17 protein-coding genes are annotated in these 24,260 nt (G+C 48.1%); 12 read left to right on the forward strand and 5 right to left on the reverse strand.

Annotated elements, in window-relative coordinates; all coding sequences use genetic code 11:
• Positions 1-50: 50 nt before the first annotated feature.
• From gcvH to D1627_RS04810, 4 genes are all read left to right on the forward strand, one after another.
• Positions 51-431, forward strand: coding sequence for a glycine cleavage system protein GcvH (gcvH, locus tag D1627_RS04795; protein ID WP_119431026.1), 381 nt, complete (start codon positions 51-53; stop codon positions 429-431).
• Positions 432-488: 57 nt separating this feature from the next.
• Positions 489-821, forward strand: coding sequence for a VanZ family protein (locus D1627_RS04800; protein ID WP_233555514.1), 333 nt, complete (start codon positions 489-491; stop codon positions 819-821).
• 98 nt (positions 822-919) lie between these two features.
• On the forward strand, positions 920-2,212 hold the full coding sequence (locus D1627_RS04805) for a M28 family metallopeptidase (RefSeq protein WP_119431027.1): 1,293 nt from the start codon (positions 920-922) through the stop codon (positions 2,210-2,212).
• Between the two features lie 166 nt (positions 2,213-2,378).
• Positions 2,379-5,006 carry a S8 family serine peptidase gene (locus D1627_RS04810; protein ID WP_119431028.1) on the forward strand — a complete coding sequence of 876 codons (2,628 nt, stop codon included), beginning with the start codon at positions 2,379-2,381 and terminating at the stop codon, positions 5,004-5,006.
• A 310-nt stretch (positions 5,007-5,316) separates the two neighbouring features.
• On the opposite strand, the gene D1627_RS04815 is transcribed toward D1627_RS04810, so the two are convergent.
• Together D1627_RS04815 and D1627_RS04820 are read right to left on the reverse strand one after the other, a co-directional pair.
• Complete coding sequence (locus D1627_RS04815) at positions 5,317-6,111, reverse strand: M57 family metalloprotease (protein WP_317125192.1); 795 nt, start codon at positions 6,109-6,111, stop codon at positions 5,317-5,319.
• Positions 6,112-6,727: 616 nt separating this feature from the next.
• Positions 6,728-7,609 carry a YicC/YloC family endoribonuclease gene (locus D1627_RS04820; RefSeq protein ID WP_119431030.1) on the reverse strand — a complete coding sequence of 294 codons (882 nt, stop codon included), beginning with the start codon at positions 7,607-7,609 and terminating at the stop codon, positions 6,728-6,730.
• A gap of 130 nt (positions 7,610-7,739) precedes the next feature.
• Between D1627_RS04820 and purQ the strand changes: the two genes are divergently transcribed.
• Positions 7,740-8,432, forward strand: a complete 693-nt coding sequence (gene purQ / locus D1627_RS04825) for a phosphoribosylformylglycinamidine synthase subunit PurQ (protein WP_119431031.1) — start codon at positions 7,740-7,742, stop codon at positions 8,430-8,432.
• Between the two features lie 458 nt (positions 8,433-8,890).
• Positions 8,891-10,432, forward strand: a complete 1,542-nt coding sequence (locus D1627_RS04830; RefSeq protein WP_119431032.1) for a SulP family inorganic anion transporter — start codon at positions 8,891-8,893, stop codon at positions 10,430-10,432.
• A gap of 87 nt (positions 10,433-10,519) precedes the next feature.
• On the opposite strand, the gene D1627_RS04835 is transcribed toward D1627_RS04830, so the two are convergent.
• Genes D1627_RS04835 through D1627_RS04845 form a run of 3 tightly spaced genes read right to left on the reverse strand, consistent with a single transcriptional unit; the run spans position 10,520 to position 15,979 of the window.
• Complete coding sequence (locus tag D1627_RS04835; protein WP_119431033.1) at positions 10,520-11,671, reverse strand: serine hydrolase domain-containing protein; 1,152 nt, start codon at positions 11,669-11,671, stop codon at positions 10,520-10,522.
• A gap of 20 nt (positions 11,672-11,691) precedes the next feature.
• Complete coding sequence (locus D1627_RS04840) at positions 11,692-14,886, reverse strand: TolB-like translocation protein (protein ID WP_119431034.1); 3,195 nt, start codon at positions 14,884-14,886, stop codon at positions 11,692-11,694.
• 4 nt (positions 14,887-14,890) lie between these two features.
• A complete protein-coding gene (locus D1627_RS04845; protein ID WP_119431035.1) occupies positions 14,891-15,979 on the reverse strand; it encodes an NAD(P)/FAD-dependent oxidoreductase in 1,089 nt (362 codons plus the stop codon).
• Between the two features lie 83 nt (positions 15,980-16,062).
• Here D1627_RS04845 and D1627_RS04850 point away from each other — a divergent pair, with 83 nt between their 5' ends.
• From D1627_RS04850 to D1627_RS04875, 6 genes are all read left to right on the forward strand, one after another.
• Positions 16,063-16,698, forward strand: coding sequence for an MBL fold metallo-hydrolase (locus D1627_RS04850; RefSeq protein ID WP_119431036.1), 636 nt, complete (start codon positions 16,063-16,065; stop codon positions 16,696-16,698).
• 23 nt (positions 16,699-16,721) lie between these two features.
• Positions 16,722-17,429, forward strand: coding sequence for a CDP-diacylglycerol--serine O-phosphatidyltransferase (gene pssA / locus D1627_RS04855; protein ID WP_119431037.1), 708 nt, complete (start codon positions 16,722-16,724; stop codon positions 17,427-17,429).
• Complete coding sequence (gene purS / locus D1627_RS04860) at positions 17,426-17,677, forward strand: phosphoribosylformylglycinamidine synthase subunit PurS (RefSeq protein WP_119431038.1); 252 nt, start codon at positions 17,426-17,428, stop codon at positions 17,675-17,677. The genes pssA and purS overlap by 4 nt, the downstream gene beginning before the upstream one ends.
• Before the next feature lie 111 nt (positions 17,678-17,788).
• On the forward strand, positions 17,789-21,250 hold the full coding sequence (porU, locus tag D1627_RS04865) for a type IX secretion system sortase PorU (protein WP_119431039.1): 3,462 nt from the start codon (positions 17,789-17,791) through the stop codon (positions 21,248-21,250).
• Between the two features lie 50 nt (positions 21,251-21,300).
• Positions 21,301-22,425, forward strand: coding sequence for a type IX secretion system outer membrane channel protein PorV (gene porV, locus D1627_RS04870; protein WP_119431040.1), 1,125 nt, complete (start codon positions 21,301-21,303; stop codon positions 22,423-22,425).
• Positions 22,426-22,442: 17 nt separating this feature from the next.
• Complete coding sequence (locus D1627_RS04875; protein ID WP_119431041.1) at positions 22,443-23,726, forward strand: M16 family metallopeptidase; 1,284 nt, start codon at positions 22,443-22,445, stop codon at positions 23,724-23,726.
• The last annotated feature ends 534 nt before the right edge of the window (positions 23,727-24,260 follow it).

The raw sequence follows: 24,260 nt of genomic DNA on the forward strand, positions 1-24,260 counted from the left end.
ATTGCGAAAAAGACCGTATTTTTGAAAAGTAATCTATAAATACATAACAAATGAATTTACCTGAGAACCTTAAGTATACTAAAGACCACGAGTGGGTGCGCGTAGAAGGTGATGTAGCCTATGTTGGCATCACTGATTTTGCTCAGAGCGAACTGGGTGACATCGTTTACGTTGACATCGACACAGTAGATAAACAAGTAAACCAGGACGATGTATTCGGTACTGTTGAAGCTGTAAAAACAGTTTCTGACCTGTTCAGCCCACTGAACGGTACTGTACTGGAGTTTAACGAGCAACTGGAAAACAGCCCAGAGCTGGTAAACTCTGACCCTTATGGCGAAGGCTGGATCATTAAGTTGTCTATCGACGATGCAAGCCAGGTAGAAGGCCTGCTTACCGCTGATGGCTACCGTGAAGTAATCGGCCAATAACAGAAGCAGATAGGTTTGATATTCCGATATAACCTATTTACTATATCCTGGGCAGCAGTGATTCTGCTAACGACACTGCTGCCCTCTACCTCCCTTCCCGCCGTATCCGTGTGGGAGCTTTTCTCCTTCGATTCCTTTGCGCACGCGTTCATGTTCTGCGTGCTTTCCTTTCTGATGATCGTGGGCATGTCGAAGCAATTTACCTTTCCGCGCCTGCGCCACTATGCCGTACGAGGCAGCCTGCTAGCAAGCACTATGTTTGGCATCGCCATCGAGCTATTGCAGCATTTTTTTATCTATGGCCGCCAAGGCGATATTATTGATGTGCTGGCTAATACCATTGGTTGTTTGTTTGGGATCGTGCTCTTTAAATGGATCTATATTTGGTAACCACGCAAAACTCAGGTAAAGTTTAATTACCTTACATCCTTTTTAAATCATTTATACTTTAAGCCGCGGTATTCGCCGTTTCAGGTTATCTTAGAAGTATGAATAAATGTATTGCCCTACTCCTGCTGGTGCTTTGCCTAGGCAACACTACTCTTCTTGCACAAAACATGGATCGTATGCGCCAAACTACTGATACCCTCACCTCAAAAAGCATGTATGGCCGGGGCTATACCTTTCACGGCGACCGAAAAGCCGCCGAGTATATCAGGCATCAGTTTGAGGAAATGGCGCTTGCCCCCATCGGTAACTCATACTTTCAGCCCTTCAGTTTCCCGGTAAACCGCATTCTGGAAACGCCCCTACTTCAGGTAGATGGCAAAGCACTTACACCCGGCCAGGATTTTGTGGCACGCGCCGCCTCTCCTTCCGGTGAAGGAACCTTGGCCGCGATCATGCTTGACACCATGGTTTTCTCGGATGCAAAAGCAGCCCGCAAGTTCTTTAAGAAGGGCGTAACCGGGAAAGCCCTCGTGTTCCGTCAGCAAGACAAAAAACGCCTGCAGCAATTGCCGCAGGAGTACCAGCAGCAATTACAGCAGGCTAAGCTGCACATCATACTTCAGAAGGGGGCTTTGCTTACCACAGTGGCAAGGCAGCAGGAACCTGTGCCTGTGCTGGAAGTGGCAGAAGCCGCATGGCCAAAGCAGGCTAAAAAAGTATCATTCAGTATAAAAGCTGAGCTAAACCCGCAGCATCAGGCGCGAAACGTAATTGCCTTGGTGCGCGGCAGTCAGCAACCCGACTCTGTGATTGTGTTCTCTGCGCACTATGACCATTTAGGCAGCCAGGGCGAAGGCATTTACTTTCCGGGGGCCAACGATAACGCCAGCGGCACAGCCATGCTGCTGGAACTGGCCAGGCATTACAGCCAGCCACAAAACCAACCCCGTTATAGTATAGTATTTATGGCTTTTGCCGCCGAAGAGGCTGGCTTGCTTGGTTCAATTTACTATACACAACACCCCTTATTTCCGCTCCAGAATATTCGTTTTCTGGTAAACCTAGACTTGCTAGGTACCGGTAGCGAAGGCATGATGGCAGTAAACGGCAAAGTGCACGAAAAAGAATTTCAGCTTTTACAGCGCCTCAACGACGAGAAGCATTACCTCCCTCAAATTAAGAGCCGTGGTAAAGCCGCCAACTCAGATCACTATCCGTTTTCAGAAGCAGGCGTTTCTTCATTCTTTTTCTATACCTTGGGTGGTACCTCGGCGTATCACAACACCAACGATTTTGCCAGCCAATTGCCCCTTACCAAATTTTCGGAAGTATTCGCCCTGATCAAAGATTTTACAGGCGCTCTAATGAAACAACCGCAAGAGACCAATTAACTTTCAGAAGCCTCAGAAAGTACAACTTTATACTTTATCGGTTGCGATTTTACTTTTATAAGTATAAAGCACCATGATGCTGATTTTATTTGCGGCAACATCTTGTATATGGGAGAAAAATGCGTAGCTTAAATACCTATTTTATCCTACCTATATACATTTGATCATGTGGCGCAACTGGCACTTTTCATCAGCTAAAAGTTCCCTGATTTTTGGACTGTTTATACTTTGCCTGGCAGGGCCGATAGTGGCGCAGCAAAAACCGGCAGAGCAGCTTAAAGTAGCCGCGCCGCTGCTCAAAAGCATGAAGGCGGCAAGTATATTTGAGGTACGTGTGCTATCATCAGACCAAGCGCAACTTAGCAAATGGGTTAAAGAGTACCTCCCTCACCTCACGCTAAAGCAAACTCAAAAGCAACGTTTAACCCTTGGCAACCTTCAACCGCAGGATCTGGCCATACTTCAAACCTGCCCTTGGATCACATACATTGATCGTGGGAACAGGCAAGCCCAGGAAGAACTGGAACTGAAAGACAGCGACCTGGCTGCCAATAACATCCCAGCTGTGCATGGCCTGTACCCGGCCTTAATTGGCTCCGGACTTACCGTGTCTGTTAAGGAAAACCCTTTTGATACCACCGATATAGACTTTAAAGGCCGCGTACTTCCTTCCGCTGCTTTCAAGGAGCCGCACGCACTGCATGCTACCACCATGGCTACCGTTATTGCCGGGGCAGGAAATTCCTCGCCCGAAGCAACCGGAGTGGCACGCGGTGCAATGCTCAGTTCATCCAGCTTTGCTAACCTGATGCCCGATGACCTTGCCACGCTTAACGGCCAGGGCGTAAGCGTGCAGAACCACTCGTACGGCGTAGGCCTCGAAAATTATTATGGCCTGGAAAGTATGGCTTACGATGAGCAGGCAATAGCAAACCCAAAACTGCTTCATGTTTTCTCGTCGGGCAATAGCGGCAGCCAAACCCCAACCTCAGGAACCTATGCAGGCATTAAAAACGCAGCAAACCTGACCGGGCAGTTTAAGACATCAAAAAACACACTAAGCGTTGGCGCCCTAACTACTGATAGAACAGTTGGCGCGCTAAGCTCTACCGGGCCCACATACGATGGCCGCGTAAAACCGGAACTGGTGGCGCATGGTGTGGGCGGCACCTCTGAGGCAGCAGCAGTAGTAAGCGGCGTGGCACTTTTAGTGCAGCAAGCGTACGCCAACCTGCAAAACGGCCAACTACCCGATGCGGCACTTGTAAAAGCCATACTTATAAATAGTGCCGATGATGTGGAGCAACTTTGGGTAGATTTTAAGAGCGGTTTTGGAAACGTAGATGCCTTGGGTGCGGTGCAAGCTGTACAGGATCAACGCTATTTTACAGGCAGCAGCACCCAAGGAGAAACTGACAAATTCATACTTCAGGTACCCGAAGGCATAGATCAGCTTAAAGTCACGCTGGTATGGCACGATGCTCCCGCACAACCTGATGCCCCTGTTGCGCTGGTAAACGACCTGGATCTGCGTCTGCAGCACACAGCTTCGGGGAGCAGTTGGTTACCTTGGGTGTTAAGTAGCTACCCACATCCCGACTCGTTAGTGTTGCCTGCCAAACGCCGTCCAGACCACCTGAACAACATAGAGCAGATAAGCCTTTTGCAACCTACACCCGGTACGTATGAAATACAAATAAATGGTTACGCTATTGGGCAAGCACCTCAACCTTACAGCATAGCATATGAATACACCAGCGGACTGGGTTGGACTTACCCTGCAAATGGAAGCACTTTAAAAGCCAGCACCACAAACAGGTTGCGTTGGAGTGGGCCAGCCCATGGTAAGGCTCGCTTAGAGTATAAAATAAGTAACAGTTCAACTTGGACCTTAGTTACTGAGGAAATAGACCTTAGCCAACCATACTATGACTGGACGACGCCCACTATATTTGCCAAGGCACAGCTTCGCCTGATTACCGAAAACCAGACCATAGTTTCAGAGGAGTTTATACTTGGCCCGGTCACTCAAGCAGCGCTTACTCTAAACTGCAATAATGAGTTGCTGCTACAATGGCCGCAGGTGCCAGGCGCTACGGCTTACCAACTGTATAGCCTTACGGGCAATTACCTAGAGCCATTGCTTATAACTACTGATACCGTAGCCACACTTGCCGGAACAGATCAGATTGCAGCTTATTTCTCAGTTGCACCAGTTTTAGAAAACAACTCTGGGCTCAAAAGCAACACCATTGCTATTAACCCCGACGAGCAGCTTTGCTACATTTACAGTTTCCTGCCGAAGCAGCTCGTACAGGATTCTGTTTTACTGGACCTGCAGCTTAGTACTAGTTACCAGATACAGGAAGTAGCCTTAGAACGCTGGGAACAAGGCGCTTTCCGGACCATCCAAAGCTTGCCAACATCACAAAAAACCGCTTTTGTATTTTACGATGCCAACCCAGAGAAAGGCTTAAACCGCTACCGTGCTCGCGTTACCGCACAAGGCCGGCCATTCTACAGCCAGCCAGAGGAAGTGTTCTTTACCAAGAAAGGCTTTATGCAATTAGCGCCAAACCCAGTGGTGGCAGGTGAAGAAATACAGATTATTGCGCATGGCGAGGGCATGGCGCAACTGGCACTGTATAGCATAACCGGCCAGTTAATTCGTACTTTCTCAGATGCAGGTGTCATTAAGCAAATGTCTACAGCTGGCCTGCCAGCCGGCGTATACATTCTAAAAGTAGTAACCGAGCAAGGTGAGAAACTAAGCAGCCGACTGTTAGTGCTTTAGTAGTTGAGCTTTATCCACAACCATTTGGTGCGAGCACTCATGTACTCTGCTCAACTTACTCCCTTAGTATTTTTGTTTAAGGTATAACCTATTCAACCATGCGTTCGAGCCTTCAAAGTTTGCCTGATCTCCTCCTGTTGCTTAGACAATCCTTAAGCTCTCATCTCCGTTAATTCAAAAGAGATACTGAGTTACACTTACACTCAGCATGTAACCCAGCCTAAATAAAACGGCCTCTGCAGCGTACTGCAGAGGCCGTTAGCCTTATATGTTACCAGGTTAGTTTTGTTGTAAAGGTAAGCTTGGGTGGTTAGTAAAGGTAGTTCAACGCAGTTACGTCATTTGTGTTGAAAGGACGATTTTGACCAGTACCGATACAAGCTAGCATCCAAGAGTTAGGGTCAGCGTTTGATGGCGTACCTGGCACCTGGATAGCGCCAACTGTGCTTGCACCTTCGTTGTAATATGAACCGCCACAGCTGTAGCTTCTATCCATATAATCCGTGTGGCGGAAACCAATGCAGTGGCCAATCTCGTGCGCCAGGATAGTAGCCAAGTAATTGGTGCCAGGGTTACTGCCCAAATACGTAGAGTTGATCAACACTTTGTTATGTGGGTTACCACCAGTAGGGAAACCGGCAGAAGCTAGGTAAGTAGCGTTTGATGGCGATTTAGTCAAGAGGATATCGTAGCCAGAAGACACGCGCTGAAAATTCAGTTTCAGGTTCTCGTCGTTGTAACGGCTAATCGCCTCATCTACAGCTGCCACATAAGCTGACGGCAACGATGTTGAGACAGCCACTTTAATGGTGCGAGTTGTTCCAACACTTACCAGGTTAGTCGTGCGGTACTGCTCTGCCTCACCTACGCGCAGCTTCTGTACGTTCTGGGCATCGCTCAGGTCAGAAGCAGAGAGAATAATGTCTCCTTCTACTAGGTAACCACCCTCTACGCGCTGCACGTTATCGGTATTAAAGCCCAACTGTGAGATTTGGGTTAAAGTAGCCTCAGATACTTCGTTGTTGGCTACACTGTCCTCCTCCTGCTGGCAAGAAGAAAAGCTAAAAACAGCTGCCACAGCAGCAAGAGCGAATAAACGTCTCATTTTCATAAATTAAAATAATTTCAAGTTAGACATATAGGTTTAGTAATATATAAGGAGTCAGAATAATGCAATTGAACCAGAAGAATTACAGTTATTAGATCAATTAAATAATTAAGTACTAAAATATACCTATAATTCAATCCAAGTCCATGTTGCCACACAGCACATACAGTCGATATAGCTATGTTTAACACACTTTTAATACCTAAACATACTCTAAACTTTTACTTAAAAGAAGGAATATATTCTTATAAAAGTAACATCGTTTTACAAGGCAAATCCGCTACAAAATGCCGATATTTTAACTGAATTATGAGTAATAACATAGCACAAAAGTGTTCAAAAGTAACATTAGCTGCATGTGGTACTGTGCTAATAATTCACCAATTTTATAAAGTCTTTTGCCGCTGGCGGTCAAAAAACCGGGTATCACCATGTGCTTATCATGGAAATGCAGCTGAAAGTATAGCTACAGGCCACGCCCGGCCAAAAGGCAGTTTTTGGCAGGAGTTAAGGCAGCAGGAAGGCGGGTGCTAATAACTTAGGCAATAAAAAAGCCGTCGGCGCTGCAACAAGGTTACAGCGCCGACGGCTCATTTAATACTATACTTTATACTTAAAGGATGTTGTTGATCTGTTCTTTGATTTTCTCAAGCTCTTCTTTCATCTCTACCACGTAGTGCTGTATGGTAGAGTCGTTGGCTTTTGAGCCGATAGTGTTGATCTCGCGGCCAATCTCTTGCGAAATGAAGCCTAGTTTTTTGCCGGTTGGTTCTGGCAAGTATACCGTTTCGGTAAAATAGTGCAGGTGGTTTACCAAGCGCACTTTTTCCTCGGCTATATCCAGCTTCTCCATGTAGTACACCATTTCCTGCTCAAAACGGTTCTGGTCGAAGTGCTCCGAAGTAGATAACTCTGTAATATGGTTGCGGATACGGGTACGGATATTCTCCATGCGTACCGGGTCATGCTTCTCTATCTCGGCCAGCAAAATACGGATGCGGTCTATGTAAGACATGATCTCGGCAGTGAGTGCCTTTCCTTCATCGGCCCGGAACGTGATGATGTTCTGAAGCGCATCCTGCAAGAGTGGCTGCACCAGCTCCCAATCTGCCTCAGCTACTTCCTCATCCTGCTCCTCCTGCTGTAGCACATCCGGCATATGCAGGGCCAGCCTGAAAAGCTCGCCTTTCTCGGCACCCAAAGCATCAGCTACACTGCTTAGCTCTGTAAAGTATGATTTCAGCAATTCTTTGTTAACTGTGTTGCGGGCGCGCTGCGATTTGTTCTTCGTAAACTCTACCGTAACACTTACTTTGCCTCGAATCAGTGCCTTCTGCACCAGATTGCGGATTTCGTACTCCTTATCCGACAGGAACTTAGGGGAACGCACACTGAGGTCCATACTTTTGGAGTTAAGCGAACGGATTTCCACTGAGATCGAATACTGGTCGGCATCGAGGCGGGCGCTGCCAAAGCCTGTCATTGACTGCAACATAAGCTCTTTTAAAATGATACTTTGGCAAATTAGGGATAATTATTCACATTTGTACAGCTGCCTAATATGAAAGCTGCAAAACCAGTATTTTGTGTGTGCAGCCCAAGTATAAATTACTTAACTTTGAACCATGAAATTTGGTGTAGTCGTTTTTCCGGGGTCCAACTGCGACCAAGACCTTGTAGATGCTATCAGCATTGGCATGGGGCAAGAGTGTGTGAAACTGTGGCATAAAGACCACGATTTGCAAGGCTGTGATTTTATACTGTTGCCAGGTGGCTTCTCCTATGGGGATTACCTGCGCTCTGGTGCTATCTCGCGTTTCTCGCCTATCATGCAGGAGGTGATCCAGCATGCTAACAAAGGCGGTTACGTAATGGGTATCTGCAATGGCTTCCAAATCCTGACGGAGGCGGGCCTGCTGCCAGGCGCCCTGCTGCGCAACGCAAACCAAAAGTTTATCTGCGATAACGTGTACATCAAGCCGGTTACTAACAACCTGCTGCCTACACGCCTGCTGGACCTAGACAAAGCGTACAAGATTCCGGTGGCGCACGGCGAGGGCCGTTACCACGCCGATAAAGACACGCTGCGCAAACTGGAGGACAACGAGCAGATCATGTTCAAGTATAGCAGCAACGTGGCCGATACGCACGATATCTACAACATAAATGGCAGCCTGCTGAACATTGCCGGCGTAAGCAACGAGCAGAAGAATGTATTTGGCATGATGCCGCACCCAGAGCGCGCCGTAGACCCCGAGTTGGGCAACACCGATGGCCGCGCCATCTTTGAGTCTATCCTGAACATGGTTAATGCTTAACACACACTAACGTTAACTTTTCCCTCAAGAGAATATTGATACCGGGTGCTGGCCTTAAGGGCTGCCACCCGGTTTTTTTATACTTAGCCGCTGTAGCTTTAGGTGACTTTGGCGGGTAGTTTTCACAGAGGGCCTGCGCTTTAAAATATAATTTGCTAATTTTGCACCCGCAATGAGAGAAACGGTGCATTTCAAATTACTTACTCCACCCTGATTTTAGCTTATCCGCTTTCAGCCGGGCACTGATGGGAACCACTTACAGCCCGCCAGGTATGCATTGGCTTGTCTGCGCTCTTAAAATTATACTTTCTCTTTCAACATAAACTTTAACACGGGGCTTCCTGCACGTTGCTGGCGCTCCGTATTAAAAGAGGCTTGCTATAGCCTGTAGTCGGGCATTTACACTTTCAAAGCAAGTCTCTTATAGTCTAGCACATATCTATTTATCGAATAATAGCATGAAACAATACCTCAGACTGTTTGACTTCAGCCAAAAGGTCGATTATAAAGTTGAGATTCTGGCAGGCCTTACCGTAGCTATGACCATGATCCCTGAGTCGCTGTCTTTTGCGATCCTGGCCGGTTTCCCACCACTAATGGGTTTGTACGCCGCCTTTATCATGGGTTTGGTTACGGCTGCACTGGGCGGGCGGCCCGGCATGATCTCAGGTGGCGCGGGTGCTACCGTGGTGGTGCTCATAGCCCTGATGCAATCGCATGGGTTAGAGTATGTTTTTGCAGCCGTGGCGCTGGCAGGTATACTTCAGATCCTGGTTGGTGTGTTTAAGCTTGGCAAGTTTATCCGGTTGGTGCCGCAGCCGGTTATGTATGGCTTTGTTAATGGCCTGGCCGTTATCATTTTCATGTCGCAGCTGGAGCAGTTTAAAACCGTGGTAAACGGCGATGTAACCTGGATCACCGGAAACACATTATATATTATGGCCGCGCTTGTTGCCCTAACCATAGCCATTATTGTTATACTTCCGCGTTTTACCAAAGCTGTGCCGCCATCGTTGGTTGCCATCATCGTGGTATTCCTCGTTGTGCTTGGCTTCGATATCGATACAAAAACCGTATCCGATATTGCCGCTGTAAGCGGAGGCTTGCCTCCTTTCCATATCCCGGCTGTTCCGTTTACCTTTGAAACACTGCAGATCGTTTTCCCTTATGCCCTCATTATGGCTGGTGTGGCCCTAACGGAGAGCCTCCTGACGCTAAATCTAGTAGATGAAATTACTGGCACCAGAGGCCAGGGCAACCGCGAGTGCGTGGCCCAAGGCAGTGCTAACCTGTTAAACGGTTTCTTCTTCGGGATGGGTGGCTGCGCCATGATCGCGCAAACGCTGGTAAACCTTTCGGCAGGTGCGCGCGCGCGTTTGGCAGGTATCATTGCCGCACTTACTATTCTGGTGATCATACTTGTTGGAGCCCCGGTAATTGAGCTGGTACCAATGGCCGCGCTGGTAGGCGTTATGGTGATGGTGGCAGTAGGCACCTTTGAGTGGATCAGTTTCCGGATTATCAACAAAATGCCGAAACAAGATGTGTTTGTAGGCATACTTGTAGCGATAATTACTATCTGGTTGCATAACCTTGCGTTAGCTGTACTTATCGGTGTGATTATCTCTGCTTTGGTATTTGCCTGGGAGAGCGCCAAGCGCATCCGAGCCAGAAAGTATGTGGATGCCAACGGCGTGAAGCATTACGAGATTTACGGCCCACTGTTCTTCGGCTCCGTTACGGCATTCTCTGAAAAATTTGACGTGCTGAACGACCCGGAGGAAGTTGTAGTTGACTTTAAGGAAAGCCGCGTAGCCGATATGTCTGGTATTGACGCCCTGAACAAACTGACCGAGCGCTACCATGCTGCCGGCAAGAAACTGCACCTGAAGCACCTCAGCGAAGACTGTAGAGTGCTGCTTAAAAATGCGGAAGAGGTAATTGAGGTAAATATCCTGGAAGACCCACACTATCCTGTAGCAACTGATAAGTTGGCCTAAAGTATAAATTCTTCTAAAGCAAAACCCCGCTGCCATCTTTATTTAAGAACGGCAGCGGGGTTTTGCTTTCAGGCTTGGCTCTAAAGCCTAGTTTACCATTTTGTTCACGGCATCAATCATGGCCATAACCTCGCTGGGATGGTTGTTAATGCGCTCGCCGCGCTCTTTGCCAAGCCGCACAATAATGATATTTTCCTCAGGGATTACGATGATATATTGCCCTAAAATGCCCCGGGCGTAAAAGATATCTTGGCCTTTATACTTTGGGATTAGCCACCATTGGTATCCATAGAAGTCTACTTTCTCGCCGGTAGTCGCTGATACAAGGTTGTTGGGCATGAGCGAGGCTGTTACGTAGGCTGGCGGTACAATTGTATCACCGTTCCAGATACCATTGTGCAAGTATAGTTTGCCAAGCCTGGCAAAATCGCGGGCATTGGAGAAGAAACAGCAGTAGGCTTTCTCGATACCTGACGGATTATCAACGCTCCATTCGGCATCGTGTGCGGCACCCAGCGGCTTCCAGAGCTTTTCCTCTGCGTACTCGCTCAGGCTCTTGCCTGTTGCCGCCTCCAGCACAAAGCCCAGCACCTGCGTGTCGCCGCTTTTATAGCTCCACTGCTGGCCGGGCTCATCTTCTGCATCCAGGCGGTTTATCACCTTTTTCAGGTCGGTGCCATAGTATGCCTCTGTGGTCATGGAGAAGGGATTACTGTATGATTCGTCCCAATTAAGACCAGAGCTCATCCAGAGCAAATGCTTTATCCTTATCTTAGCCTTGTTTCCTTTTCTGAACCTCGGCAGGAAATCGCCAACAGGCTGATCAACACTTTCTATCTTACCTTCTTTAATAGCCACGCCAATCAGCATACTCACAATGCTTTTAGCCATGGAAAACGAGTTGCTGAGGGATTCATCGGAATACCCATCCCAGTACTGCTCATAAAGTATGGAATCATCTTTTACCACTAGAAAGGCAATGGATTCCAAATCCTGATGCAGTTGCTCAAGCTCGGCGGGCAACAGTGTGGTGTTATACTTAGCTGCAAGCGGCCACGGCTGCGGTATAGCCGGCGAGTCTACGGTGCGCTGCTCAAAAATGGCGTTGTCGTCAATATCGGCAAAATTGTAGGCGATGGCTTTGTACACATAGTTCTTATCGGTCATGTGTATCCAGGCTGCTGCTAAAGCCAGCAGCAATACAGCGCCTATACCGAAGCTTCTAGCTTTTCGGTTCATGCGGTAGGGTGTGTTTGGTATTAGAAATCGTAACCAAGCGTTACATAGAATTTAGGGCCTACCCGGTTGTTTTCCTCCTCGCCCCAAGCTACATCGAGCTTGCCATATACACCTAGCAGTGTGGTGCGTGCGCCAAAGCCGTAGCCTACCAGGAAAGGGTTGCGATAGTTTACAATAGTGATATCAAACTTATCTACGTTCAGCGGATCAGTGGTGCCGCCTGTTACCCGCGTGTTAATGGAGTTATTGCCCGAAAACGGGTTGGCTCCGCTATAAGCCGAGCCTGCATCGGCAAAGGCAGTTAGCTGCAGGTTTCGGAAAAAGCCTGAAGCAATCGGCCCGTTATACAGGTATTGCACAATCGGGATGCGCAACTCAGCATTGGCTAGCAAGTGGCGGCTACCGCTGCGCACGTTAAAGTTAAAGCCCCTCAACGGCGTAATGTACTCCAGGTAAAACAGGTCGGCTGGTGCGTTGATCTGCACATCATTAAGTTCAGCGCCTTCGTCCTCGTCGGCCAGCAGCCAGTTATTCATGCCACCTATCAGAAATTTCTTTTGGGAATTTCCGAAGAAAGTGCCATAGCTTAGGTGCGTGGCAAGTATGATCTGGCGATGTATTTTTAAGTAGTGTCTGAAATCAACGTAAAACTTACTGAAGTTGCCTTGCGCGCCTTCAGCCCCTTTCAGCGATAAAAAGCCAACCTTAAAGCGTGTTCCTTCGCGCTGGTTTACACCTGTAATTACGCTGTTGTCATACACCAGTTCCACGTTACCACCCCAGAAGTTTTCCACCGTATCTGGCACCGAGAAATCTATTTTATTCGTGAAGCGTGTGCTTACAAACTTCGGCTTCAGGTGTAGGCTGGTGCTATGGCTGAATGGATACTTAAGTACTGGTGTGAGCTCATTTTTAGTAAAGTTTACAATGGAGCCAGGCGCATTTAAGAAGTTGCCGCGCAAGGTTGCCCGCTCAAACTGCACACCTAAATCCACACGGTTCGAGAGGTTCATGTATTCCGCAAAGAAATTATTCGTTTCGAAGTCGGTGCGCATAAAGGCTGTGCCCCTGATGTGGTGGTTCTCGAACAAATCGCTCATCTCTACGCCAGCCACAATGCCAAAGCCTAACAATGGGTCTGCGTTAACTGACGTGATGATTTCCTGCACGCTAAAGCGAAGATCGTAGTCCAGCGGACCTACCACATCAACGGAGTTGCTCCCGGTGCTGGCACGGCGCACCGGAGCGCCAGCGCGTTTCTGCTGTTGCGTTTGTGTTGAGGACTTATCGAATTCATAATTATCGATGTTTATCTCTCCTTCCTGGCGCGCGGCTGTACTGTCTTTTTGCTGCTCCAGCAGTTTGCGGCGGGCTGCAATGGCATTCTCGGCAGTGCGTGCCCTAGTCTCAAGTATGATCTGCCGGGATGTTTTTGGCAGCGCGCTTAATGTAGTGGGTGTAAAGTTAGGCAGCAGGTATATGAAATTATCGGCGTCGTCGTAGGCAGTTACAGCTAGCACATTAGCCGACGGCACATAATCATACTCCTCAATGCCTTCCACAAAATTAGTGACAGGTGTGCTGTTTCCGGTATTTAAATCATACTTATACACGCTCCGTATGCCGCTTTGCTCGCTCAGGTATAACAGGTTACCGTCTTCGGTGGCGCGTGGGCTCATTTCGCTGGCGATGTCGCTGGTAAGCTGCCGGATGTTGCTGTTTACCCCCTGTTGCTGCAACAGAAAGACATCATAGTTATTTACTATGCTGTTAAAGTCCGGAGATGCAGCATTGCTCGCGTTATCTTCCCAGCGGTTAGAGCTAAAGGCAATGCCGCCATTATTGCGCAGGTACACAGGGTCTACGTCATCAAATATATCATTGGTGAGTTGCTGCTGCAAGCGGCCATTGGCACGAAGCAAGAACAAATCGGTTTGCCCATTGCGCACGGCACTAACTACAATTGTTTGGCCATCTTCGGCGTAATCCATGCTGTTTACGTGGGCAAAGTCCTCAAGAGTGGCGGCAGGCGTAGTCAGGTTTTCGTAAAAAGGGATAAATGAGTAACGGCTACTTGCATCCACTTGGCGCAATGTCATCTTGCCCCGTCTGGCTTCTACCAACCCTAGCTGCGTGTTAGAGCGCCAAGCTAATACGGGCATATCGTAATCCACATCCTGGTCCATGTTCTTATAGCCGGCCCGCCATACTACATGATCTTTTTTGGTGCGCACATCCTGCACAAACACTTTGTAAATGCCATTGTCGTTTTTAACGTAGGCTAACATGGTACCTTGCGGGTTTAGCAGCGGCTTGCCGTAATAATGGTTCTCTTTGTTCTTTTTGAATAGCTTGGCCTGCTCCGGCAATTGCACCAGCGGGTTATCGGTGGTGGTGTTTATCTGCACGTAGTAGTTGTACCAGTCTTGCAGAAAGCGCTTGTAAGGCACGTTCAGGCTGCTTGTAATACCTATCTCCACATCGCGGGTGATGCGGGTAAGGTTAAGTATGTTCTGGATGGCCGTGTAGCCGTAGCGCTCGGCAATGTAGTTCCACACGCTCTGGCCGGTTAGCTCAGAATTCTTGGCAAACAACTTTTCGGGGCGTATTTTATCCTGCTGCATCAGCATCTCGCGCATGTAGCTGTCCATCCGGATGCCCCAACCCTCTGCCGTGTAGGCTGCCACGCCACTGATGAACCACTCGGGCAGGCGTAGCAGGTAGCTGCTTTGCAAGGCCTCCTTCAAGCTGCCGCCATACATCATGTCGTTCATCAGCAACTGCGTGAGGCGGTAGTTCAGGTCGTGCTTAAACTCGGTTTGGGTGCCGCCGTAGGCCAGTTCGATCTTGTTTTTCAGGAAAAGCGTTTCGCCACCCGTCTGGTATAGGTCATTATTAAGGCCGATATTGCTCTGCAGCAGGTCAGAGGGTGAGTTGTAAAGTATAAGCGTTATTTTAGAATATGGGTAATATCCGATCAGGCTGGTGATGCGCTTGAGCTCTTTTTCTGCATACGTGGCTGCGTTCATTGCTTCGTCCTGACCGCCTTTGTAGAAGTACACATTAAAGTTCTGCGTACTGTACAGCATCCAGTTAAAGTCTTTGTACTGTATCCGGCTTTTCCCGAATGTTTCTACGTTTCGCTGCGCCTGCAGGGTAGCGGCCGAGAACAGGCCAAGTATAAACAGAGGTAGAAATCTGGTATAAAAACGCATGCGCTTATAGTTGCTGGGTTTGGTCTTTTATATAGTCGTAATATAACGATAAATATCTTGCAATGTGTATATCCGGCATCACCTCCGTTGCCCCCATAAGTGCTTCGGTAAAATGCTCCGCCAAGTATGGGGCCATCAGCACGCCCTTGGACCCCATGCCATTAAATACGCTCAGCTGCGGGTGCTGCGGGTGCGTGCCAGCCAGCGGCTTTCGGTCGCGGACGGCGGGCCGGATGCCTGCCCAATGCTGCATTACCTGGAATGGCTGAGAAGTAATCTGGCTAAAGCGCTCCGTTAGCTCCTGCTGCCCCTCCGGGGTCGGCTCTTCATCGGGTTGGCGCCAGTTGTAGGTAGCCCCTATTTTAAAACGGCCTTCACCTATCGGAACAACGTAAACGGCTTTGTTATAGATGCATTCCGGGTTAAAATTCTGAGCCTGCACCTCCAGCACCTCGCCTTTAGTAGGTTGTATCGGCAACCACCGGAAGTATGGGTTCTGTGTTACCTGAAAGCCTTCGCAGAAAATCAAGTGCTTTGCCTCAAACTGCTTATAGCGCACACCCTGCCCAGTTAGTTGCAGTTGCTCCATCTCGAAGCGTTCGGGCAGCATCAGGTTTTGGGCAAGCAGCTCATTTGCCAGCAGGAGCAGCATGTCGGCCACTTTCAGGTAGCCGCCCCGGCCAATCATTATACCGCCCCGCGGGTCGTCTATGCCAGGCTGGTTTATACTTTGGGTATGCGTGGCCAGGATGTAGCCTTGCCAGTCGGTACCGGCGCTTTTAGCCATCCAGGTATTTTGTTCTTCAATAGATGAGAAAATCTTATAGATTGGTTTGTGCACATACAACTCCTGCTCAAAATGAGCTTCCAACTCTTTGTAAAAAGCATCTGCGGCAGGTATAAACGCATCGGCCAACCAGGTTTTCGCGAAGCGCTTGCCCGCAATGGGGTTAACTAAACCGGCTGCCACCCGCGATGCGGCACTTGGCCTTGGCTCATCAATCACCAACACACGTGCTCCCTTCTTGCGTAGCGTATAGCTAAGTATGGCACCGGCCAGGCCATGGCCTACCACTATAAAATCGTATTTCATCAAGGCAAGTTACGAGATGTACCGCGTAAATTCTTAACTTACAAGCCGATTTTGTGCTACTTTAAACACCAGAGGAGAAAGCTATGAAGGTTACCTGCCTTACATTTAACCCATTTCAGGAGAATACTTACCTGCTGCACGACGACACCAAAGAATGCGTAGTAATAGACCCAGGCTGCTATGAGCGCGCCGAGCAGGAGCAACTGAAAAAATACATCGAGGATAATGGCCTGAAGGTGGTGCGCCTGCTGAACACGCATTGCCACATAGACCACGTGCTGGGCAATGCCTTTGTTGCTAATACTTATAAGGTTGGCCTGGAAATACACCCCGAGGATGAGCAGGTTTTGCGCGCCGTCCCGACCTACGCTCCCAACTACGGCTTCCCGCTCTACGCCGAGCAACTGCCGGCATCATACTTAAAAGAAGGTGATACCGTAAAATTTGGCAACACGGAGCTGCAAGTGCTCTTTATGCCTGGGCACGCGCCAGGGCATGTGGTGTTCTACAACGGTCCAGAGAAAGTATGCATTGGCGGCGATGTGCTCTTTAGGGGCAGCATTGGCCGCACCGACCTGCCGGGCGGTGATTTCGACACGCTTATCCAAAGTATAAAAGATAAGATGTTTGCTCTGCCTGATGACGTGACGGTATACCCTGGACACGGTCCGGAAACTACCATCGGGTTTGAGAAAAAATCTAACCCTTTTCTGCGCTAACTATACTTCCGCACACCCTTCACATGAAAAAACATATCCCTAACGCCATTACCTGCCTTAACCTGTTTTCGGGTTGCCTGGGTTTATACTTTGCCTTTAAAGGAGAACTGGTATCAACGGCCTACCTGGTAGGCATTGCAGCCATTTTCGATTTCTTGGATGGTATGATTGCCCGCCTGATACACGCTTACTCAGAAATTGGCAAGCAACTGGACTCACTGGCCGACATGGTATCCTTTGGCGTGGTGCCCGGCACAATTATGTTTATGCTGCTACAGCGCATCGAGGCTCCTTTTCTAGGCATACCCGCCGACATACTTCCTTTTTTCGGTTTCCTGATCACGATATTCTCGGCGCTGCGTTTGGCTAAATTCAACATCGATACCCGCCAGACTACTTCTTTTATCGGTTTGCCAACGCCGGCCTGTACGTTGTTTGTAGCCTCGCTCCCGCTTATTCTTGAAACCGGCGACCTAGTAATGTTCGAGATTATCCTGAACCAGCCGGTGCTGTTGGCCTTAACCATACTGCTGTCTTTTTTACTGGTGGCAGAATTGCCGCTTTTCGCCCTGAAATTCAAGAATTTCACATGGCAGGACAACTCAATCCGGTTTATTTTCCTGGGCTTGTCGGTTATCTTGCTGGCTATGCTTAAATTCGCGGCTATACCGCTGGTTATACTTTTGTACGTACTATTGTCTATCATCAAAAAAACATCCCATACATCATGAAATTTGTTGCTGAAATCGACGTAATGCCTCGCCCTGAGTTGTTAGACCCACAAGGCAAAGCCGTGCTGCTGGGCCTGGAGCACCTTGGCCTGGACCAAGTAGACGATGTGCGTATTGGCAAGCACATTACCCTGAACCTAGAGGCGGAAACCGAGGAAATTGCCCGTGAGAAAGTAGAGAAAGCCTGTAGCAAACTGCTGGCTAACCTAATCATGGAGTCTTATACTTTTGAACTAACGCAAGTATAAAGCCTGCTGTATTACAATAATTTAGCCTTATCTTTGTTGAAAGAGAAGGTAGCTGCCTGCACTTCAAGTTACTGTTGTGCAGGTAGTTTTTTTATTAAATGTTACTTGCTTATGATGTGGCCCAAGCGATTGGCTTATGCATGTGCGCTGTTTTTGCTGAGCCTGGCCTGCACGGCCGCCTCCGCACAGACCACTGGTGCCGCATCTGGTGGGTTTGCATCCGGCTCGGTGCTCGGCTCCGGAGACTGGTACAAGCTGGCTGTAACAAGCAGCGGCATTTATAAGATTGATAGAAGCGTATTACAGGCGCTTGGCATCAACACCCAAAGTATAGACCCCAAAAAGATTCAGTTGTTTGGCAACGGCGGCGGCATGCTGCCCCAACCTAATAGCACTCCACGCCCCGACGACCTCCAGGAAAATGCCATTACGGTAGTTGGCGAAGCTGACGGAAAGTTTGACGATGCCGATTACGTACTGTTTTACGCCAAAGGCCCACACACCTGGAACTACGACGCCACGCAGAAGCAATTCCGGCACGAGCTCAATATCTACTCCGATACCGCTTTCTATTTCCTGCGCATTAACCATAGCCCCGGTGCACGCATGACTAACCGGGCGCAGGCAACAGGTGCGCAACAAACCATTACAAGCTACAACGAAAGGCTTTTTTACGAGAAAGAGCTGAAAAACATGGTCTTCTCGGGCCGTGATTGGTATGGCGAGGAGTTTAGTGCTTTTCAGGCTAGCCGCGAGTTTACGTTTCAGGCTTCGGATGCGGTGGCAGGCTCGGAGGTAAAGCTTACCGCAGCATTAATGGCCAACTCCCCCACCGACTGCTCCTTCAGCGTTGCCCTGAACGGCCAAACACTCGGCTCGCAGAGTATACCTAACCGCGGCAGCTACAATTACCACCCGGAAGGCGTAAACAGCACCAAAACCTATACCACCAACCAACAACAAGTAGGCTCCGGCGACTATAAAGCAACGCTAACATTTGGCACCAACGGCAGTTCTACGGCCCTGGGATACCTGAATTACCTGGAGCTTAGCTACGAGCGGCAACTGAAAATGTACGGCGAGCAAACTGCCTTTCGGTCGGTGGAAAGTATAAACCAGCCAGTAAGCACTTTTGCCCTCGCAGGCACACCAGCTGGCATTTCAATCTGGGATGTTACTAACCCACTGCAGGTAGTAGCGCAGGAGCATAACAGCGGTACATTTAGCACGAGTACAGATTTGCTGCGCGAGTTTGTAGCGTTCCAGGCAGGCAGTATTAGCAGCAAACCTGTTGTGCTTGGCAAGGTGGCGAACCAGAACTTGCATAGCCTGAACAGCAGCGGCACCCTCGATTTTGTGATCGTTACCTATCCGGGCTTTGTGCAAGAAGCAAACAGGCTGGCAGCCCATCGCGCGCAACACAGCAATATGCAGGTTGCCGTAGTTACTACTACGCAGATTTATAACGAGTTCTCGTCTGGGGCGCAGGATGTTACGGCTATCCGCGATTTTATGCGCATGCTCTACAGCCGCAGCAACAAACCCAGTGGCGACGTTATGTACCTGTTGCTCTTTGGAGATGCCAGCTACGATTATAAAAACCGCATCCGGAACAACACTAATTTCGTCCCGATCTATGAATCGCGGCAATCCCTGCATCCAATTACCAGTTATTCTTCTGAAGATTATTATGGCTTCCTGGACGAAAACGAAGGTGAATGGGCCGAAAATGCGCTTGGCGACCATCTGATGGATATCGGGATTGGCAGGCTTCCGGCTAAATCAGCACCGGAAGCCGCTGTTATGGTTAATAAGATTATTGCTTATGACAGCCCGGCCCACTTTGGCAACTGGCGAAACCGCATCACACTCGTTGCTGATGATGGGGACTACAATGAGCACCAGAACGATGCCGAGTTCCTTGCTGACTATCTCATAGAAAATCACCCGAAGTATAACCCTACTAAGGTATATACCGATTTATACCAGCAACAGGCAGTAGCCAATGGCCAACGCGTACCCGATGCCACTGCCGCGATTGACAAAGCAGTAGAGCAGGGCTCGCTTATACTTAACTACACAGGCCATGGCAACGAAGTGAGCTGGGCCAGCGAGCAGATCCTGACCATGCCGCAGATCTACAGTTGGAAGAATAAGAACAAGTATACTTTCATGCTGACTGCCACCTGCGAGTTTGGCCGCTACGACGACCCAGGCCGGCCATCCGGTGCTGAAACGGCGCTGCTGCATGCCGAAGGTGGTGCCATTGGCCTGATCACGACTACACGCCCGGTATACTCTAATTCTAACCGTGTACTTAACCGTAATTTCTATCAAACCGCGTTTGCCCCAATCAATGGCCGCATGCCCCGCCTCGGCGATCTGGTAAGGCTTACCAAAAACAATAGCATCACTTCTAACTCAAGTGGCTCCACTGGGGTGAATAACCGAAATTTCTCCTTGCTTGCGGATCCGTCCATGCAATTGGCCTATCCTGTCCTCGAGGCACAGCTTACAAGTATAAACAACCGCCAAAACGTCATCGATACACTTAGCGCGCTGGGCAAGGTAACGTTGGCTGGCCAAATACAGGATGCCGGCGGAAGTATAGCCAGTAATTTTGCGGGTACGCTGCACCTGAAGGTCTATGAAAAGCCAACCATACTTTATACTTTAGGTGATGAGAATGGGCAGAAGGTACCAGTTAAAGTGCGCGAAAACATTATTTATGATGGCAAGGCAACCGTAAATGATGGTCTCTTCGAGATATCCTTTGTCGTACCCAAAGACATTGCCTACAACTTTGGGCAGGGTAAGATTAGCATGTATGCCAGTAACGACACACAGGATGCCTTAGGCTCAAACCAAGAGGTAATAATAGGCGGCACCTCCAAAACCGCTCCCTCTGATAATGAGCCGCCAAGTATAAAACTGTTCATGGACGATGAGTCTTTCGTATCAGGGGGATTAACCGGGCAAACAACAACTTTGTTAGCTAAGCTTTTCGATGATAACGGTATCAACACGGCAGGCATTGGCATTGGCCACGAAATCACTGCCGTGCTCGACAACGACCAGGCAAATCTAGTGGCCCTCAACGATTATTATACTTCAGCCCCAAACAGTTACCAGGCAGGAGAAATTCAGTACACGCTTAAGAACCTTACCCCCGGCCCCCACAATATTAGCCTTAAAGCCTGGGATACGCATAATAACTCTGCAGAGGCTTATATAGAGTTTTTTGTATCAAATGACGCACAACTTGCGTTAGAGCATGTACTCAACTACCCGAATCCTTTTGCTAGCAACACAACTTTCCAATTTGATCATAACAGAGCCGGAGAAAACTTAGCGGTGCAGGTGCAAATCTTTACCATCTCAGGGCAACTGGTAAAAACACTGCATTCTAGGTTTAACAACAGCACGGCACGCGTTAACAATTTAACCTGGGATGGCCTTAATGAGCACAATGATGTACTGCCAAAAGGCGTTTATGTGTATAGAGTGCTTGTGCAATCGGAGCAGGATGGAGCTAAGGCCTCAAAAGTTGAGAAACTTATAATCATAAACTAGTTTAGTACTACAAATTTTCTATATTTGATATAGCTATCAATACCCTTCATATGCATAAAAATAGTAAGACATTGAAGGCCGCCGCATTGGCGCTCGCCTTAATTTCAGCTCCAATAGCTTTTGCTCAGGGGCAGTCAACCACAACAGGCTCTGACCTGAACGCCGTAACCACAGCCGTTCCGATCCTGACTGTTGGCCCTGACTCCCGTGCCGCAGCGTTGGGTGATGCCGGCGTGGCTTCATCTCCTGATGCCAATGCATCTTACTGGAACCCAGCTAAGCTTGGCTTCGTGCAAAACGACCTTAGTGTATCATTTTCATACTCTCCGTGGCTTAGCAACATCGTGGACGATATGTCGCTGAACTACCTTTCTGGTTACAAAAAACTAAACGAGACTTCGGCTATTTCCCTTTCATTGATGTATTTCGATTTGGGCGATATTCAGTTTATAGATGCTAACCAGCAGCCTTTGCAGAACTATAACCCTAAGGAATTGGCTGTAGCCGTTTCTTACGGTCAGGCGTTGAGCGAAAACTTTAGCTTAGGCGTTACTGCACGGTTTATACATTCTAACCTTGCCGGAGATGTTAATGTTAGCGGTACAAACACCGAGTCGCAGCCTGGCAACACAGCCGCTGTGGATGTAGGTGTGTATTACAACAAAGACCTGAACCAAGACCTAAACCTAGCTTTAGGCGCTTCCATTTCTAACATTGGCGGTAAAATCGCCTATTCCGAAAACGAAGACAAAAGCTTTTTACCTACAAACTTAAAGCTAGGAACAGCATTAAAGTATAACTTGGATGCCTACAACTCCTTAACGTTCCTCCTGGATGCGAACAAGCTTCTTGTTCCGTCGCCTGGCGCTGATACTGACCAGAGCGTTATCAGTGGTATTTTCTCTTCCTTTGGCGATGCTGAAGGCGGAGCCAGTGAGGAGTTAAAAGAAGTCAACCTTTCGGCTGGCGTAGAGTACTGGTATAATGAGCTCTTCGCGGCGCGCGCAGGCTATTTCTATGAGCACCCGGATAAAGGTGGCAGAAAGTACTTCTCTGCTGGCTTAGGGGTACGCTATCAGAAATTTGGCCTGGATGCTGCTTATCTAATTCCAAACGATCAGGGCAACCCACTCGCCGATACATGGCGCTTTACACTTGCCCTAAACTTAGAATAGTAAACACATACTTAAGAATGCTTGATAGAACAAAAGCTCCTGAAACATATGAAATAGATGCGGTCAACATCCAAATAGCCGAGGTAACCCACCTAAGCAACGGAGCGAGACTGCATGCTATAAAAAGCGAAACCCAGCCTGTGATCAGGCTGGATTTTGTTTTTAAAGCCGGCAAATGGTTTGAAGCCAAAAAAGGAGCATCTGACCTAGCGGCTAGAATGCTGTTAGAAGGCAGCTTGAACCACACGGCCAAGCAAATCGCGGATAAAGTGGCCTTCTATGGTGCTTCTTTTGAAAACAACCACGGCTACGATCGCTCAGAGTATACATTATACTGTTTGGCGAAGTATACTTCTGAACTCCTGCCGCTGGTCTTGGATGTACTTCAGAATCCGACTTTTCCGGAAGAAGAATTTAATCTGCTGAAACAACGCACCATTCAATCACTTAAAGTACAGCGCCAAAAGAACAATTACCTGGCTACCCATAGTTTTACCCAACAAATTTACGGGGATAGGCACCCTTATACTTTTGGGTTCGATGAAGGCGTGTTAGAAGCCATTACTAAAGAAGATACAGAAGCATACTACAAGAGTAGGTTTGTAACCCAGGAACTTGAAGTTTTTGCCTGTGGTGCCATTGATGATCAGATGCAACGCCACTTGGAGCAGGAGATTGCTAAGTTGCAAATACAGCCATCTAATGCATCCGTATCTGCGCATGCTCACGATATAGTAACTTCGGAAAATAAGTTTAACCTTGTTCAGGTGGAAGATAGCCTGCAATCTTCCATCCGTATAGGTAAGCGCTTCCCCAAGATCACAGAACCAGATTATCAAAAATTATTAGTATTGAATGAAATACTTGGCGGTTATTTCGGCTCACGGCTTATGCGCAATATCCGTGAAGACAAGGGCTATACGTACGGGATTTACTCTGCCATATCTCCTAAAGAGCTTGATACACTTTTCTTTATAGGTACAGATGTAAACTATGCTGTAACTGATGACACTATTTCTGAGATCCTAAAGGAGGTTAAGACGCTGCAACAAGAGTTAGTACCAGAAACTGAATTAGAAACAGTTAAAAACTACATGTTAGGCAAGTTCTTAAACGATATCGCTACTATCTTCGATCAGTGTGACAGGTATAAACGCATGGTGCTCCATGATTTGCCGCAAGAGCATTATAATAACTACGTAACTACTATCCGTACTATAACTTCACCTGAACTTCAGGAATTGGCTAATACATACTTATCCGAGAATGATTTCTATACTTCCGTAGCGGGAAGAAAATAATCATTCTTACTTAATTTAAAATTTAAAGGGCCACAAATGTGGCCCTTTTTTAATGCTCGCAATCCTTTCAATTACAGAAAGTATTAATGAGCCATGTGTGTAAACAAACTTATCTCAAGAACGAGGTTCTATTATAACCTACCTTTCAGCAATGGACGGTTATTGATTGATATGATGTGTGTATGTTAAATACAAGTTTGTCATTCATGTCAGCTAAAAGTGATCATAAGAATACAATCTCCCTCATCAGTTATTGACAGCAAATTCCTACTTAAGATAAATCGATACGAACCTGTCTTCTAAAAGAGTAGTTTAGATGCTTGTGCAGTCTTTAAACGCAAGAGTCATAAAAGGCTCTCTGCATAATCTGCCTGTGACATGGCTGCAGAGAGCGCAAGGTGCTAAAACTTGACCATACATCAAGTGGATATGGCTGCTTAGAATATCCTTAGTCATGCTGGCTATTCGCGGGGTTCTCTTTGCGCCTGCGCTGTCCCGGTGTGGTGTTGTTGCTATAACGCAAGAAGGCCCCGC

The sequence above is a fragment of the Pontibacter oryzae genome (assembly GCF_003576375.1).
GTDB classification, from domain to species: domain Bacteria; phylum Bacteroidota; class Bacteroidia; order Cytophagales; family Hymenobacteraceae; genus Pontibacter; species Pontibacter oryzae.